Origin of the sequence: Alkalispirillum mobile (genome assembly GCF_003664325.1) — a bacterium.
GTDB classification, from domain to species: domain Bacteria; phylum Pseudomonadota; class Gammaproteobacteria; order Nitrococcales; family Halorhodospiraceae; genus Alkalilimnicola; species Alkalilimnicola mobilis.
Map to the genome: position 1 here is coordinate 50,364 of NZ_RCDA01000006.1, position 15,183 is coordinate 65,546.

At 65.9% G+C, this 15,183-nt stretch carries 12 protein-coding genes; 5 read left to right on the top strand and 7 right to left on the bottom strand.

Annotation, left to right across the window (positions count from 1 at the left end):
• Positions 1 to 64: 64 nt before the first annotated feature.
• On the top strand, positions 65 to 2,485 hold the full coding sequence (gene gyrB, locus DFR31_RS13135; protein ID WP_121443152.1) for a DNA topoisomerase (ATP-hydrolyzing) subunit B: 2,421 nt from the start codon (positions 65 to 67) through the stop codon (positions 2,483 to 2,485).
• Positions 2,486 to 2,701: 216 nt separating this feature from the next.
• On the opposite strand, the gene DFR31_RS13140 is transcribed toward gyrB, so the two are convergent.
• The 4 genes from DFR31_RS13140 to glyQ are packed head-to-tail and all read right to left on the bottom strand — an operon-like array spanning position 2,702 to position 7,040.
• Positions 2,702 to 3,463 carry a lysophospholipid acyltransferase family protein gene (locus DFR31_RS13140; protein ID WP_121443153.1) on the bottom strand — a complete coding sequence of 254 codons (762 nt, stop codon included), beginning with the start codon at positions 3,461 to 3,463 and terminating at the stop codon, positions 2,702 to 2,704.
• Complete coding sequence (gene gmhB / locus DFR31_RS13145; protein ID WP_121443154.1) at positions 3,460 to 4,038, bottom strand: D-glycero-beta-D-manno-heptose 1,7-bisphosphate 7-phosphatase; 579 nt, start codon at positions 4,036 to 4,038, stop codon at positions 3,460 to 3,462. Before gmhB ends, DFR31_RS13140 begins: the two co-directional genes overlap by 4 nt.
• Positions 4,013 to 6,094 (bottom strand): glycine--tRNA ligase subunit beta, encoded by a 2,082-nt coding sequence (gene glyS, locus DFR31_RS13150; RefSeq protein ID WP_121443155.1) that lies wholly within the window; start codon positions 6,092 to 6,094, stop codon positions 4,013 to 4,015. The genes gmhB and glyS overlap by 26 nt, the downstream gene beginning before the upstream one ends.
• A complete protein-coding gene (glyQ, locus tag DFR31_RS13155) occupies positions 6,087 to 7,040 on the bottom strand; it encodes a glycine--tRNA ligase subunit alpha (protein ID WP_245971201.1) in 954 nt (317 codons plus the stop codon). The genes glyS and glyQ overlap by 8 nt, the downstream gene beginning before the upstream one ends.
• A 336-nt stretch (positions 7,041 to 7,376) precedes the next feature.
• Here glyQ and glnA point away from each other — a divergent pair, with 336 nt between their 5' ends.
• The 4 genes from glnA to ntrC all read left to right on the top strand — a co-directional run bounded on the left by glnA (position 7,377) and on the right by ntrC (position 11,601).
• Positions 7,377 to 8,792, top strand: a complete 1,416-nt coding sequence (gene glnA / locus DFR31_RS13160) for a glutamate--ammonia ligase (RefSeq protein ID WP_121443157.1) — start codon at positions 7,377 to 7,379, stop codon at positions 8,790 to 8,792.
• A 74-nt stretch (positions 8,793 to 8,866) separates the two neighbouring features.
• Entirely contained in the window at positions 8,867 to 9,034 is a 168-nt protein-coding gene (locus tag DFR31_RS13895; protein ID WP_170153697.1) for a hypothetical protein, read from the top strand.
• A 111-nt stretch (positions 9,035 to 9,145) separates the two neighbouring features.
• The gene (glnL, locus tag DFR31_RS13165; protein ID WP_121443158.1) at positions 9,146 to 10,198 is read left to right on the top strand and encodes a nitrogen regulation protein NR(II); all 1,053 of its coding nucleotides are present in this window, start codon (positions 9,146 to 9,148) and stop codon (positions 10,196 to 10,198) included.
• Positions 10,195 to 11,601, top strand: coding sequence for a nitrogen regulation protein NR(I) (ntrC, locus tag DFR31_RS13170; protein ID WP_121443159.1), 1,407 nt, complete (start codon positions 10,195 to 10,197; stop codon positions 11,599 to 11,601). The genes glnL and ntrC overlap by 4 nt, the downstream gene beginning before the upstream one ends.
• 9 nt (positions 11,602 to 11,610) lie before the next feature.
• Here ntrC and queE read toward each other — a convergent pair whose 3' ends face one another.
• From queE to groL, 3 genes are all read right to left on the bottom strand, one after another.
• A complete protein-coding gene (gene queE, locus DFR31_RS13175) occupies positions 11,611 to 12,240 on the bottom strand; it encodes a 7-carboxy-7-deazaguanine synthase (protein WP_121443160.1) in 630 nt (209 codons plus the stop codon).
• Positions 12,230 to 13,381 (bottom strand): alpha/beta hydrolase family protein, encoded by a 1,152-nt coding sequence (locus DFR31_RS13180; protein ID WP_121443161.1) that lies wholly within the window; start codon positions 13,379 to 13,381, stop codon positions 12,230 to 12,232. The genes queE and DFR31_RS13180 overlap by 11 nt, the downstream gene beginning before the upstream one ends.
• 125 nt (positions 13,382 to 13,506) lie before the next feature.
• Positions 13,507 to 15,171, bottom strand: coding sequence for a chaperonin GroEL (gene groL, locus DFR31_RS13185; RefSeq protein ID WP_121443162.1), 1,665 nt, complete (start codon positions 15,169 to 15,171; stop codon positions 13,507 to 13,509).
• Between the last annotated feature and the right edge of the window lie 12 nt (positions 15,172 to 15,183).

A 15,183-nucleotide genomic window follows, 5' to 3' on the forward strand; every position in this document is an offset into this window, starting at 1 on the left:
CCTGCAACACTTGGAGCGTCCGCCGGATGGTATACTCGTACCTTAAATCAGAGAGCGTTACCCCATGACCGAACAAACCCAAAGCTACGACTCCGACAGTATCAAGGTACTCCGGGGGCTGGACGCCGTCCGTAAACGCCCCGGCATGTACATTGGTGACACCGACGATGGCACCGGCCTCCACCATATGGTGTTCGAGGTGGTCGACAACTCGGTGGACGAGGCCCTCGCGGGCCATTGCAGCGAGATCCAGGTGACCATTCACGGCGATAACTCGATCACCGTCGCCGATAATGGCCGCGGTATTCCGGTCGATATGCACCCGGAAGAAGGCTGCTCCGCTGCTGAAGTCATCATGACCGTGCTGCACGCCGGCGGGAAGTTTGACGACAACAGCTATAAGGTGTCCGGTGGCCTCCACGGGGTTGGCGTCTCGGTGGTCAATGCCCTGTCCGAGCGTCTGCGGCTGGTCATCCAACGCGACGGCGCGGTGCACACCCAGGAATACCGCATGGGTGATTCCGTGGAGCCGCTCAAGGTGGTGGGTGAGACCCAGGAAACGGGAACCCGCATCACCTTTTCGCCCAGCCGCGAGGTCTTTACGCAGACTCACTATAACTACGACATCCTGGCCAAACGGTTCCGCGAACTCTCCTTCCTAAACCCGGGCATCCGTATCGCCCTGAAGGACGAGCGCACCGAGAAGGAAGATGTCTTCGAGTACGCCGGCGGCATCAAGGCCTTCGTTGAACACCTGAACCGGAACAAGGACCCCCTCCACCCCAGCGTCTTCTACCTCAGTGGCGAGCGGGAGAGCGTAGGGGTGGACGTCGCGATGCAGTGGAATGACTCCTACCAGGAGAATATCTTCTGCTTTACCAATAATATCCCGCAGCGGGACGGCGGCACCCACCTTTCCGGTTTCCGCTCCGCCCTGACCCGGACCCTGAATCAATACCTCGACGCCCAGGGCTACGCCAAGAAGCTTAAAGTGAGCCCTACCGGCGACGACATCCGGGAGGGGCTGACTGCCGTGGTCTCGGTGAAGGCCCCCGACCCGAAGTTCTCCAGCCAGACCAAGGACAAGCTCGTCTCCTCGGAGATCAAGAGCGTGGTTGAAAGCCTCCTGGCGGAGTCCTTCAATGACTTCCTTTACGAGAATCCGGCTGAGGCGAAGGCCATCGCCGAGAAGATCATTGATGCCTCCCGCGCCCGGGAGGCGGCCCGCAAGGCCCGTGAGATGACCCGCCGCAAGGGGGTGCTCGATATCGCTGGGCTCCCAGGGAAACTGGCCGACTGCCAGGAGAAGGACCCGGCGCAGTCAGAGATCTACCTCGTCGAGGGTGACTCTGCCGGGGGCTCCGCGAAGCAGGGCCGTGATCGGAAATACCAGGCGATTCTGCCGCTGAAGGGCAAGATCCTGAATGTGGAGAAGGCCCGTTTCGACAAGATGCTCTCCTCCACCGAGGTGGGCACTCTCATCACGGCCTTGGGCTGCGGCATTGGCAAGGATGAGTTCGATCCTGAGAAGCTGCGGTACCACCGCATCATCATCATGACCGACGCCGACGTGGACGGCTCGCACATCCGGACCCTCTTGTTGACCTTCTTCTACCGGCAAATGCGAGAGCTGGTGGAGCGCGGCCACGTGTACATCGCCCAGCCGCCGCTGTACAAGGTGAAACGGGGTAAGCAGGAGCACTACGTCAAGGACGAGGCGGAGCTGACCGAGTACCTGCTGCAGATCGCCCTGAACGATACCGGTCTCCACCACCAGGAAGGGGCGCCCGCCATCAGCGGGGAAGCCCTGGGCCGTCTCGCCCGGCGTTACCTGGAGGCCATGAACCTCATCGATCACATGCGCCGGCGCTGGGACCCGGTCCTGCTGTCGGAGATGACCGCGCTAGCCCCGGTCGACGAAGAGGACTTCGTCGACGGCGATGCCATGACCCGGTGGTTCGAGACGCTGGTAGAGAAGGCCAACGCCCGGCAGGACAAGGCCGTCACCTACACGCTGGACATGCAGTTGGGCAGTGAGGGTGGTTTCAAGGAAGCTCGCGTCATCAAGCGGATGCACGGGATCCTCTACCCCTACGCCTTCAACCCCGCGTTCTTCCTCTCCGCCGAGTATGAAACGCTGCGCCGGCTCGCGGAACAGCTGCATGGGCTGTTCGGTGAAGGCGCTATCATCCAACGCGGCGAGCGGCGCAAGGCCGTCCAGACCCTCCAGGAGGTGGTGGACTGGCTGATGGAGGAAGCGCGCCGAGGCCAGAGCATTCAACGGTACAAGGGCCTGGGTGAGATGAACCCTGACCAGCTTTGGGAAACCACCATGAACCCGGATACCCGCCGGCTGCTCCAGGTCACCATCGAGGACGCGGTGGCTGCCGACGAGATCTTCACTACCCTGATGGGCGACCAGGTGGAGCCGCGCCGGGATTTCATCGAGCAGAATGCCTTAACCGTGGCCAACCTGGATATCTAAAGCCGTTTCCTCACGTGCTATCACCCGGCCGCCCAGGTCGGGTGATAGCACGCTATCCTTCGTGGCCTTCCGCCACTCCCCCGCCCTTTCCTTGGTGCAGCATTTCGCTGATGGGGCTTTTCCTTCGCGCAGCATAAGAGGGCGCAAGGCCCTTTCGCGGGCCCCGGCTTGGGCTGTGAGGCAGGCGTCTTGAGGCGGTCGCCGTAGGAGGAGGGGTTATTTCCGGAAGGATTTGGTGTACGGCGTGCCGGGGTATGCCTGAGCGCTGATTTCGGCCATCTGGTCTTCGATCCAGCCTTCTACCTCCGCGAGCACTTCACCGACCGGGCGGCCCTCAGTCGCCACGGGCGCCCCAATGCGGACCAGGATTACGCCGGGCTGCTTGATGATCGAGCCCCGCGGCCAGATCTCCCCCGCATTGTGTGCGACCGGGAGTATCGGCACTCCGGCCTCGCAGGCGAGGATCGCGCCACCGGCGCGATACCGGCCCTTGTGACCGGCCGGTACCCGCGTCCCCTCTGGGAAGATGACCACCCAACGGCCCGCCCGGAGTCTGGCCACCCCTTGCTCCACCACCTGGCGGCGCGCCCGCGCCCCCGACCCACGGTCGATGGCAATCGGTTGCAGCAGGGCCAGCCCCCAGCCGAAGATGGGAATGCGCATCAACTCGCGTTTCAACACCCAGGTTTGCGGCCGGAACCAGCGCAGCAGGCCCAGGGTCTCCCAGGCAGACTGGTGCTTGGCCATCACCACGCAGGGCTGATCAGGCCGGTGCTCCAGTCCCTCCACCCGGATCCGGACGCCGCAAAGCCGCTCCAGGGTCCAGAGCTGGAAATGGCCCCAGCTCGTGATCAGCCGGTAGCGGAGCGCGTACGGAAATGGCACCGTAAGCAGCGACAGTACGCCCCAGACAGGCAGGCTCAACACCAGGATGGCCTGGTGAAGCACACTTCCAACCAGCGTTCTTAGGCGTTTCATACCGAGTGCTCCCAAGCGGCCAGTAGCGCGGCGACGGCCCCCCGGAGGTCATCATAGGTGGCCACGGGCCAGGGTAACCCCTGTTCCAGGGTTCGCCGCCCCTTCCCGGTCCGTACCAGGACCGGCAGCGCGCCCACCACCCGGGCGGCCTGCAGGTCCCGCAGGCTGTCGCCCACCACGGGCACCCCGTCCAGGGGCACCCGGAAATGGTCCGCGGCCTGTTCCAGCAATCCGGGCCGGGGCTTGCGGCAGCGGCAGCCGGCCTCAGGTGCGTGGGGGCAGTGGAAAACGGCATCAAGGTGGGCACCCGCTTCCGCGAGAACCGCGCACATCCGCTGGGTGATGGCCTGGTAGGTGGGCTCGTCGTACAGCCCGCGCCCGATGCCGCTCTGGTTGGTACAGACGGCGACCGGTATACCGCCCGCATTGAGCCGGGCGATCGCCTCCGCCGCCCCCGGGATGACCCGCCACTCCTCCGGTGACTTGATGTAGTCATCCGAGTCGTGGTTGATCACCCCGTCCCGGTCGAGGATGACCAGCCGCGGGCGCTCAGCGGGCAGGCAGGCGGGAGACATCGGCGATCTCCAGGAACAGCCCCTGAATGGTCTTGAGCAGGGCGAGCCGGTTGCGCCGAACGGCCGGGTCCTCCGCCATCACCAGGATCTCGTCGAAGTACCGGTCCACTGGATCGCGCAGACCCGCCAGGGCCTCCAGTGCCCCGGCGTAGTCCGCCTCGGCCAGGCGGGGCTCCAGTTTGCCCCGGGTCTCCGTCAGCGCCGCGCCCAGGGCCTCTTCGGCCGGCTCTTTCAGCAATGTCTGGTCGACACGCTCCGGTACCGGCTCTTCCGTCTTGCGCAGGATGTTGCCAATCCGCTTGTTTGCCGCCGCCAGGGCCTCCGCTTCAGGCACTCCGGCGAAGCGTCGACAAGCGAGCAGCCGGCGATGGAAATCAAGCGGGCAGCGGGGCCGTACCGCCAGCACGGCGTCGAACAGCTCTGCGCCGATGCCTTGCTCCTGGTAGTAGCCGCGCAGCCGTTCCAGGCAGAAGTCGTAGACCTCTTCCGCCACGCTGCGCCCGGCGATCCCTTCCGGCAGCAGGACCGCCGCGCGCCCGAGGAGCCCCTCCAGGTCCAGCGGCATCTCCCCCTCGATGAGCGTGCGCATCAACCCCAGCGCAGCCCGCCTCAGCGCGAAGGGGTCCTTGTCCCCGGTAGGCACCAGCCCGATGGCGAAGATCCCGGCCAGGGTGTCGGCCCGTTCGGCAATCGCCAGCAGCCGGCCTTCCCGGGTCGCGGGGATGGACTCGCCGGCGTACCGGGGCCGGTAGTGCTCCAGAATGGCGTCGGCGACCGCCTTGGGTTCACCGTCATGCCGCGCGTAGTAGCGTCCCATGATGCCCTGGAGCTCCGGGAATTCGCCGACCATTTCGGTGCCCAGGTCGCAACGGGCGAGCCAGGCGGCCCGGGCCACCGGCTCCGGATCCTGACCCATCTCCACGGCCAGCTGCTCCGCCAGGTGTGCCACTCGCCGGGTCTTGTCGTGGAGGGTGCCCAGCTTTTTCTGGAAGATGACGCCCTTCAGGTCTGACAGCCGGTCAGCCAGTGGCCGTTTCCGGTCCTGCTGCCAGAAGAAGTCCGCATCGGCCAGTCGGGGCCGGATCACCCGCTCATTGCCCGCCCGAACCTGCTCGGGATCCCGGCTGTCGATGTTCGCGACCGTGATGAACAGGGGCAGGAGTCGGCCGTCCGCGCCTCGCACAGGGAAGTACTTCTGGTGGCCCTGCATGCTGGAGATGAGGGCCTCTTCCGGCACCTCCAGAAAGCCCGGGTCAAAGCTCCCCAGCATCGGCACCGGCCACTCCACCAGGGCGGTGACCTCATCCAGCAGCTCAGGATCGACCAGCGCCTCGCCCTCTTCTTCCCGGGCCAGGCGCAAAACGCCGTCATGGATGCGTTCCCGGCGCGCCGCGAAGCTCGCCTCGACCCGGCCCTGTTCGCGCAGGGCCTGCGCATAATCGTCGGCGTGGGCCAGTTCGATGGCCTCGGGGGCGTGGAAGCGGTGTCCCCGGGTGCTCCGGCCGGCCGGGATATCCATCAGCGTCGCCGGGACCAGTTCGTCACCCAGCAGGAAAACCACCCAGTGGACCGGACGCACGAAGGTCGCCTGGCCACTCCCCCAGCGCATCCGCTTCGGGATCGGCAGGCGGTTGAGGCTCCCGGCGACGATATCAGGCAGCAACTCCACCGCCGGCTTGCCCTCCTGCGTCCCGCGCCAGGCTAGCCAGGCGCCCTTGGGGGTTTCCAGGCGTTCCAGGGTATCCACTGTGGTGCCACAGGAGCGGGCGAAGCCCTCGGCCGCTTTCGTGGGGTTCCCGTCGTCGTCAAAGGCAACCTTGACCGCCGGACCGCGCCGTTCAATGGCCTTGTCCGCTTGCCGGGTCTGCAGCCCCTCGACCTGCACCGCCAACCGGCGGGGCGCGGCGAAGCTGCGTACCTCGCCATGGCTCAGTTCCGCCTGTTCCAGGCCCTGCAAGATGCCGTCGCGGAACGCCGCCTCCAGTCGCGGCAGGGCCACCGGCGGTAATTCCTCCGTGCCGATCTCTATGAGCAGCGTGCGGGTGGACTCAGCCATTCGCGTTCTCCTTTTGCGGCTCGCGGCAGAGGGGGAACCCCAGCGCCTCGCGGCGGTTGTAGTAAGCCTGGGCCACTGCCCGGGCCATGGTCCGCACCCGCAAGATATAGCCCTGGCGCTCGGTCACGGAAATGGCGTGCCGGGCATCCAGCAGGTTGAAGGTGTGCGAGGCCTTCAGGGTCATCTCGTAGGCCGGCAGCGGCAGGTCCGCCTCAATCAGCCGTTGGCATTCGTGCTCGTGGGTCTCGAAGGCGCGGAACAGCGCCTCTACCGGCGCCTCCTCGAAGTTGTAGGCCGACATCTCCTTCTCGTTCTGCAGGAAGACATCGCCGTAGGTGACCGGACCCTCGGGGCTGTCCGCCCACAACAGGTCGTAAACGCTCTCGACACCCTGCAGGTACATGGCGATGCGCTCCAACCCGTAGGTGATCTCGCCCATCACCGGGTGGCAATCCAGCCCGCCGACCTGCTGGAAGTAGGTAAATTGGGTGATCTCCATCCCGTTCAGCCACACCTCCCAACCCAGTCCCCAGGCGCCCAGTGTCGGGGACTCCCAGTTGTCCTCCACGAAGCGGATGTCGTGGGTCAGGGGGTCAATGCCCAGATAGCGCAGCGAATCGAGGTACTGCTCCTGGATATCCGCCGGCGAGGGCTTGAGCACCACCTGGAACTGATAATAGTGCTGCAGGCGGTTGGGGTTTTCGCCGTAACGCCCGTCAGTGGGGCGACGGGAGGGCTGCACATAGGCCGAATGCCAGGGCTCGGGCCCGATGGCGCGCAGGAAGGTGGCCGGGTGGAAGGTGCCGGCGCCCACTTCCTGGTCCAGCGGCTGTAGCACCACGCAGCCGCGCTCGGCCCAGAACTCCTGCAGGGCCAGGATCAGGCCCTGAAAGGTGCGCACCTGTTCTGCCGTGCTGCCCGCGTTGTTATTCGCACTCAGGGACAAGGTAACCCCCAATCGATTGGCTTGCCTCGGATAAGTCGGTCAGTATACCGGCTTCGCCGTGATCCTTGCAGGCGCCGGTGAGGATGTCACCCGTTGGTGCGCTCTGCTTCAATAAGGGGCCCGGGCGGCGTGGCGCGGGGCAGGCGTCACTGCAAATGCACTGATTTAGTGCGTTTCGGGGTTGCAGACGCATCAATGTGGTGCGTTTATACTGCGGGGCCAAAGGGCGCAGGTACCCTGACCCGCTCTAGAACGCGGTTTTTAAGAACTGGCATGCAACCTGCTTGCACTGGGCTGCATCGAACATTCCGAGCTGATCATACCCGGAGGTACATAATGGCTCGCACCGCTGCTGACGTACTCAAGATGGTCCAGGACGAGGACGTGAAGTTCATCGACCTGCGCTTCACCGACACCCGCGGCAAGGAGCAGCACGTCACCATCCCCGCCCACGAGCTCGACGAGGACATGTTCGAAGACGGGAAGATGTTCGACGGCTCCTCAATCGCCGGCTGGAAGGGCATCAACGAGTCCGACATGATCATGATGCCGGACCCGGAGACCGCGACCCTGGATCCCTTCTTCGATGACCCGACCCTGAACCTGACCTGCGACATCATCGAGCCCAGCACCATGCAGGGCTACGAGAAGGACCCCCGGTCCGTGGCCCGCCGCGCCGAGGCGTATCTGCAGTCTACCGGCCTGGGTGACTCCGCGCTGTTCGGGCCGGAGAACGAGTTCTTCGTGTTCGACGACGTGCGTTGGGGTGCCGACATGAGCGGCTCCTTCTACAAGATCGACTCGGAAGAGGCCGGCTGGAACTCCGAGCGCGTCTACGGCGACGGCAACATGGGCCACCGCCCGAAGGTCAAAGGCGGCTACTTCCCGGTCCCGCCGGTGGACTCCCTGCACGACCTGCGCGCCGCCATGTGTGAGGCGCTGGGCGACCTGGGCCTGACCGTCGAGGTGCACCACCACGAGGTGGCCACCGCCGGTCAGTGTGAGATCGGTGTCGGCCCCAACACCCTGGTGAAGAAGGCCGACGAGATTCAGAAACTGAAGTACGCGGTCCACAACGTGGCCCACGCCTACGGCAAGAGCGCCACCTTCATGCCCAAGCCCCTGGTGGGTGATAACGGCAGCGGCATGCACGTTCACCAGTCGGTCATGAAGGAGGGCAACAACCTGTTCGGTGGCGACAGCTACGGTGGCCTCTCCGAGTTCGCCCTGTATTACGTCGGCGGCATCATCAAGCACGCCCGCGCCATCAATGCCTTCGCCAACGCCAGCACCAACAGCTACAAGCGTCTGGTCAAGGGCTTCGAGGCGCCGGTGCTGCTGGCCTACTCCGCCCGTAACCGGTCCGCCTCCATCCGCGTGCCCTACGTGCCCAACCCCAAGGCCCGCCGGATCGAGGTGCGCTTCCCCGACTCCACTGCCAACCCCTACTTCGCGTTTGCTGCCATGCTGATGGCCGGCCTGGACGGGGTGCAGAACAAGATCCACCCGGGTGAGGCGATGGACAAGGACCTGTACGACCTGCCGCCGGAGGAGGAGCGCGATATCCCCAAGGTTGCCCTCTCCCTCGAGGAGGCGCTGGATGCCCTCGACAAGGACCGCGAGTTCCTGAAGCAGGGCGGTGTGTTCACCGACGAGACCATCGACTCCTACATCGAGCTGAAGCTCGAAGAGGTGCAGCGTCTGAACATGACCACCCACCCGGTGGAGTTCGACCTGTACTACAGCGTCTGATCCGGAACTGATCCGACCGCAGTATCAGGGGGGCTTCGGCCCCCCTTTTTTGTGTCGGTGCACCGGAAAACGACGTGGATGAGCCCGAATTTTCCGGCTACGAGGCCTTGATTGTCGCCAGCCCCGGGGACCAGGCAGCGGCCCGCAATAACCTCGGCAACGTCGAGGTGGAGGTTCAGGTGGAGCCGGAGCAGCAGCAGGGGATCAGTGCCTGCTGGCCCTGCCGACGCGCTATGCACTAAAATAGTGCATAGCGCGTCATCCCTCAGCCCGACCGGGGCCCGCCGGCCCGCTAAAAGCCTGCCTTTCCGGTTCATGGTCTGTCATGGCGCAGCTCTTGCAGGGCTAGCACCATGGATAAGCACACGGACCCAAAGTTCGAACTGTTGGAGCACATCACGACCGCCGTTGTGATGATGGACCGGGATACCCGGGTGCTCTATTTGAACCCGGCAGCGGAGATGCTCTTCCGTGTCAGCCTGCGCCAGGTCTCCGGTCAGCGGCTGCTGAATTTCGCCCCCGCCGCCGAGTTGTTAGACACCCTGGTCCGCGACGTGGTCCACACCGGTCGCACCTACACCCAGCGCGAGCGCCGCCTGCCCGTCAGCAACAATCACCTCATCACCGTCGACTGTACGGTCACGCCCCTGCCCAGGGAGCGGGTCTTGTTGGAACTGGCCGAGATTGATCGCCATTTACGGATTACCCGGGAGCACCACTTGGTGGCCCAGAACCGGGCGATCCGGGAACTGATCCGCGGCCTGGCCCATGAGATCAAGAATCCGCTGGGCGGGCTACGTGGGGCGGCACAGTTGCTGGAGCGCGAACTGGAAGCCGAGGACCTGCACGAATACACCCAGGTCATCATCGACGAGGCCGACCGCCTGCAGGACCTGGTGGATAGCCTGCTCGGCCCCAATGCGGTGCCCCGGCGAGAATCGGTCAACATCCATCAGGTCCTGGAGCGGGTGCGTCAGCTGGCGGTGGCGGAGGCGCCATCGGGCGTGCGGCTGGTGCGGGACTACGACCCCAGTATCCCGCCGGTAACCGCCCAGTTCGACCACCTGGTGCAGGCTTGCCTGAACCTGGTGCGCAATGCCCTGCAGGCGCTTGGCAATGCGGGCGAGATCATCCTGCGGACCCGGACCCAGCGCCAGTTCACCATCGCCGGCCGGAACCACAAGCTGGTGGTGCGCATTGACGTGATGGATACCGGTCCTGGCATACCCCCTGAGCAACTGGAACAGATCTTCTATCCCATGGTGACCACCCGGCCGGAGGGCTCCGGACTGGGCCTGCCCATCGCTCAGACCCTGATCAATCAGCATGGCGGGCTCATCGAATGCAGCTCGGAGGTCGGGCAGACCGTGTTCACCATCTGGTTACCCCTGGAGTCGGAATCATGAAGGAACAGGCATCGGTTTGGGTGGTGGACGACGACCGTTCCATCCGCTGGGTGTTGCAGAAGGCCCTGGAGCGGGCCGGGTTCGAAGTGACTTGTTTTGATTGCGCGGAGCGCGTGCTGCGTGGCCTGTCCCGCAACCAGCCCGACGTGCTGTTGACCGACATCCGGATGCCGGGCGTCAGTGGGCTGGACCTGCTGGCCGAGGTCGGCGAGCGGTGGCCGGGGATGCCGGTGATCGTCATGACCGCACACTCGGATCTGGATGCCGCCGTTGCCTCCTACGAGGGCGGGGCCTTCGAATACCTCCCTAAGCCCTTTGACGTGGACGCCGCGGTGGAACTGGTCACCCGTGCCCGCGAGAGCACCCGGGTGGCGGAGGGGGGCGAGTCGCCGGAGCCGGATGGCGGCCATCCGGAGATTCTGGGTGAGGCGCCGGCGATGCAGGAGGTCTTCCGGGCCATCGGTCGGCTATCCCGCTCCTCGGTCACGGTGCTCATCAACGGTGAGTCCGGCACCGGGAAGGAGCTGGTGGCGCGTGCCCTGCACCGCCACAGCCCGCGCTCGGACGGCCCGTTCATCGCCCTGAACATGGCGGCCATCCCGAAGGACCTGATGGAGTCGGAGCTCTTCGGTCACGAAAAGGGGGCTTTCACCGGGGCGCAGGCCACCCGGCGGGGCCGTTTCGAACAGGCCGATGGGGGCACCCTGTTCCTGGACGAGATAGGCGATATGCCGTCGGAGTTGCAGACCCGGCTGTTGCGGGTGCTTGCCGACGGCGAATTCTACCGGGTTGGCGCCCATACGCCGATGCGCGTGGACGTGCGCATTATCGCGGCTACTCACCAGAACCTCGAACAGCGGGTGGCGGACGGGCAGTTCCGCGAGGACCTGTTCCACCGGTTGAACGTGATCCGCGTCCACCTGCCGGCCCTGCGCGAGCGGCGCGAGGACGTTCCGGTGCTTGCCCGCCATTTCCTGGCCGGGGCGGCCTGCGAACTCAACGTGGACCCGAAGACCCTGCGCCCGGAGGTGGAGCGCTACTTCATGGGGCTGGATTGGCCGGGCAACGTGCGTCAGCTGGAGAACACCTGCCGCTGGTTGACGGTCATGGCCAGTGGGCAGGAGGTTCTGCTGGAGGACCTGCCGCCGGAGCTGCGCGAGGAGGCGGAGACCGGCCGGCCGGGTGGTGGCAACTGGGAGACGGCCCTCAGTCGCTGGGTGGACCAGGCACTGGCCCGGGGAGAGGAGGGGCTGTTGAACGACCTGCAACCGCGCTTCGAGGTGATCATGATCCGGGCGGCGCTGCAGCGTACCGGCGGCCGGCGTCAGGATGCCGCTCGGCTGCTGGGGTGGGGGCGGAACACCCTGACCCGCAAGATCAAGGAGCTGGGGATGGAGCTGTAGCGGGCCGGTTCAGGGGATACCCAAAAGCTTGTGGGTCTGCAGGCTCAGCCGCCACTGCGGGTGCGCCAGGCAGTAGCTGACGCAGGCCTGGGTGTTCGCCTCCTGCTCCGGGCTGTCCATGGGCTGCAGGTAGAAGTGACGAAAGGCCAGGTGCTGGAAGCGCTCCGGTTCGGCACCGGGCTGGGGGTGGACCAGCTTCAGCTCGTCGCCGCATATCAGCACCAGGGGCGCTCCCGCCTTGGGACTGACGCAGATCCAATCCAGCCCCTGCGGCGCCGGACGCGTGCCGTTGGTCTCTACCGCCACCTCGAAGCCCCGGGCCTGCAGGGCCTTGATCAGCGGTTCGTCCAGTTGCAGTAACGGCTCGCCGCCGGTGCAGACGACCAGTGGTCTGCCGCCCCCGGGCCAGTAGCCGGCGATGGTTTCCGCCAGCGCCTCCGGGCTGCGGAAGCGACCACCGCCCGGGCCGTCGGTGCCTACAAACTCGGTATCGCAGAACCGGCAAATCGCCGAGGCCCGGTGGGCCTCCCGGCCGCTCCAGAGGTTGCAGCCGGTGAAACGGCAGAAGACCGCCGGGCGTCCCGCCTGGGCCCCCTCCCCCTGCAACGTGTAGTGGATCTCATGAACGCTATAGGTCATCCCGCTCTCCCGGTGCGGGGGGATCATCCCGCAGGACCAGCAATCGGTTCACCGCCCGGAGCAGCCGCCAGGCATCCAGCAGGCCCGGGTCCACGTCCACGTGGGTCAGCCCGGTGACCAGCCGCAGTTCCGCGCCGCTCGCCGGCGCCGCTTCCAATAGGGCCTGGCTCTGGGTCCAGGGGATGACGTCGTCGTCCCGGCCATGGACCAGTAACAGGTAGGCCTGCAGATCGGACAGGTCGCGCCTGGCCAGGTTCAACGCCTCAATCTCGTCGCGCACCGGCTCCGGCAGGTCGGCGAGCAATTCCGGGACCCGTTCCGGGTCCCGGTTGGTGAGCAGGTCGTACACCGCCCGTCCGGACGGGGTCAGGTCTTCGGCCTTGTCCTCGGTGTCTGTCCCGGGGTCGTCCAGGTGGCGGTAGGCGATACGCTCCAGCAGCTCCCGATCGTCGTCATCGGGGACCCGGTCCAGCTGTGTCAGCAGCACCACCCAGCGCCCCTCCACCCGCGGTTCCAGGAACACCTCGCGGCCGTCTTCGGTGTAGTAGCCGGTGGTGACGTAGGTCAGGGAGTCTACCAGATCGTAATAGCCGCCGACGCCCACCACCCATCCGATGTGGGGCTGCCCTTCCGGCTCCATGGCGGCCAGCACCGCCGTGGCCACGGAGAAACTGAGCGCGGCCACGCCCACCCCGTCACCATCGCCGTGCTCGTCCAGCCAGCGGCTGGCGTCCACCACGTCCTGCACGTTCTCCGGGGAGACGTCCATGCGGGTGAGGGTCTCCACCTCCGGGGCGAGGATGCGGAAGCCGGCGCGCGCCAGGGTTTCGGCAAACTGGATCAAGCGGGGGTCGCGGCGGCCGTCTTCGGTGAAGCCGTGCACCAGCACCAGGTCGGCCTTGATCTCACCGCCCGGGGTGTAGAGGTCGGCCACGCGGGCCTCGCCGGTGACACCGGTGTAGTTCACAGTCTCCCGTTCGGGGGCCGGCCGGGTCCGCTTCAGCCGGCTGTCTTCCTCCCCGGCCCGGATGTCACCGAGAATCAGCCCGGCCTCGTAGTGCCGTTGCACCGGCCCGCAGGCCGGCAGGCTGAGCAGCCCGGCCAACAGGACGATCAGCAGTATCCAGTAGATCCGTTTCATGGCCTTTATGATCTCATAACTGCCCGTACCTCAAAGTAGTCGTTCCCCGGTCCGGGCACAAAAAAACCCGCCGACGGCAGTGCCGTCGACGGGTCCGGTCGGATCGGCCGGTCAGGCCGGGCGGCTTACATCATGCCGCCCATGCCCCCCATGCCGCCCATACCACCCATGTCGCCCATGCCGGCGCCGGCACCACCGGCGTCCTCGTCCTTGGGCAGATCGGCGACCATCACCTCGGTGGTGATCATCAGCGCGGCCACGGAAGCGGCGTTCTGCAGCGCGGTACGGGTCACCTTGGTGGGGTCGAGGATACCCATCTCGACCAGGTCGCCGTACTCGCCGCTCTGGGCGTTGTAGCCGTAGTTGCCCTCGCCGTTGCGCACTTCGTTGACCACCACGGAACCGTCACCGCCGGCGTTGTAGACGATCTGGCGCAGGGGCTCTTCCATGGCGCGGCGGACGATGCTGATGCCCACCTCCTGGTCGTGGTTGGCGTACTCCAGACCCTCGAGGGAGGCCTGGGCGCGCAGCAGCGCAGTGCCGCCACCGGGGACGATGCCCTCTTCCACCGCGGCGCGGGTGGCGTGCAGGGCGTCTTCCACGCGGGCCTTCTTCTCCTTCATCTCGATCTCGGAGGTGGCGCCCACCTTGATGACGGCGACACCGCCGGCCAGCTTGGCGACGCGCTCCTGCAGCTTCTCCTTGTCGTAATCGGAGGTGCTCTCCTCGATCTGGGCACGGATCTGCTCGACGCGGGCCATGATGTCGTCGTGGCGGCCGGCACCGCCGACGATGGTGGTTTCTTCCTTGGAGACCTCGACCTTCTTGGCCTGACCCAGGTCGTCCAGGGTGGCCTTCTCCAGGGAGAGACCCACTTCCTCGGAGATCACGGTGCCGCCGGTGAGCACGGCGATGTCCTGCAGCATGGCCTTGCGGCGGTCACCGAAGCCGGGGGCCTTGACCGCAGCGACCTTGACGATGCCGCGGATGCTGTTGACCACCAGGGTGGCCAGGGCCTCGCCCTCGATGTCCTCGGAGATGATCAGCAGCGGCTTGTTGGCCTTGGCAACGTTCTCCAGCAGCGGCAGCAGGTCGCGGATGTTGGAGATCTTCTTGTCGTGCAGCAGGATGAAGGCGTCTTCCAGCTCGGCCTTCATGGACTGCTGGTTGTTGATGAAGTAGGGGCTGAGGTAGCCGCGGTCGAACTGCATGCCCTCGACCACGTCCAGCTCGTTCTCCAGGCCGGAGCCCTCTTCCACGGTGATGACGCCTTCCTTGCCGACCTTCTGCATGGCGTCGGCAATGATGCGGCCCACGGACTCGTCGGAGTTGGCGGAGATGGAACCCACCTGGGCGATGGAGCGGTCGGTCTCGCAGGGCTTGGAGAGCTCGTCGGCCAGGTACTTGGTGGCGGCGGAGACGCCCTTGTCTATGCCGCGCTTGAGGTCCATGGGGTTCATGCCCGCGGCCACGGCCTTCATGCCCTCGCGCAGGATGGCCTGGGCCAGGACGGTAGCGGTGGTGGTGCCGTCACCGGCGACATCGGAAGTCTGGCTGGAGACTTCCTTGAGCATCTGGGCGCCCATGTTCTCGAACTTGTCCTCCAGCTCGATCTCCTTGGCCACGGAGACGCCGTCCTTGGTGACGGTGGGGGCGCCGAAGGACTTGTCCAGCACGGCGTTGCGGCCGCGCGGGCCCAGAGTGGCCTTGACCGCGTTGGCCAGGGTGTTCACGCCCTTCATCATGCGCTGGCGGGCGTCGTCGGAGAAACGAATCTCTTTAGCTGCCATTGTGTGTTGTCC

Coding starts and splice junctions, on each gene's coding strand:
- gyrB (WP_121443152.1), top strand. CDS start 65: ATGACCGAACAAACCCAAAGCTACGACTCCGACAGTATCAAGGTACTC.
- DFR31_RS13140 (WP_121443153.1), bottom strand. CDS start 3,463: ATGAAACGCCTAAGAACGCTGGTTGGAAGTGTGCTTCACCAGGCCATC.
- gmhB (WP_121443154.1), bottom strand. CDS start 4,038: ATGTCTCCCGCCTGCCTGCCCGCTGAGCGCCCGCGGCTGGTCATCCTC.
- glyS (WP_121443155.1), bottom strand. CDS start 6,094: ATGGCTGAGTCCACCCGCACGCTGCTCATAGAGATCGGCACGGAGGAA.
- glnA (WP_121443157.1), top strand. CDS start 7,377: ATGGCTCGCACCGCTGCTGACGTACTCAAGATGGTCCAGGACGAGGAC.
- glnL (WP_121443158.1), top strand. CDS start 9,146: ATGGATAAGCACACGGACCCAAAGTTCGAACTGTTGGAGCACATCACG.
- ntrC (WP_121443159.1), top strand. CDS start 10,195: ATGAAGGAACAGGCATCGGTTTGGGTGGTGGACGACGACCGTTCCATC.
- queE (WP_121443160.1), bottom strand. CDS start 12,240: ATGACCTATAGCGTTCATGAGATCCACTACACGTTGCAGGGGGAGGGG.
- DFR31_RS13180 (WP_121443161.1), bottom strand. CDS start 13,381: ATGAAACGGATCTACTGGATACTGCTGATCGTCCTGTTGGCCGGGCTG.
- groL (WP_121443162.1), bottom strand. CDS start 15,171: ATGGCAGCTAAAGAGATTCGTTTCTCCGACGACGCCCGCCAGCGCATG.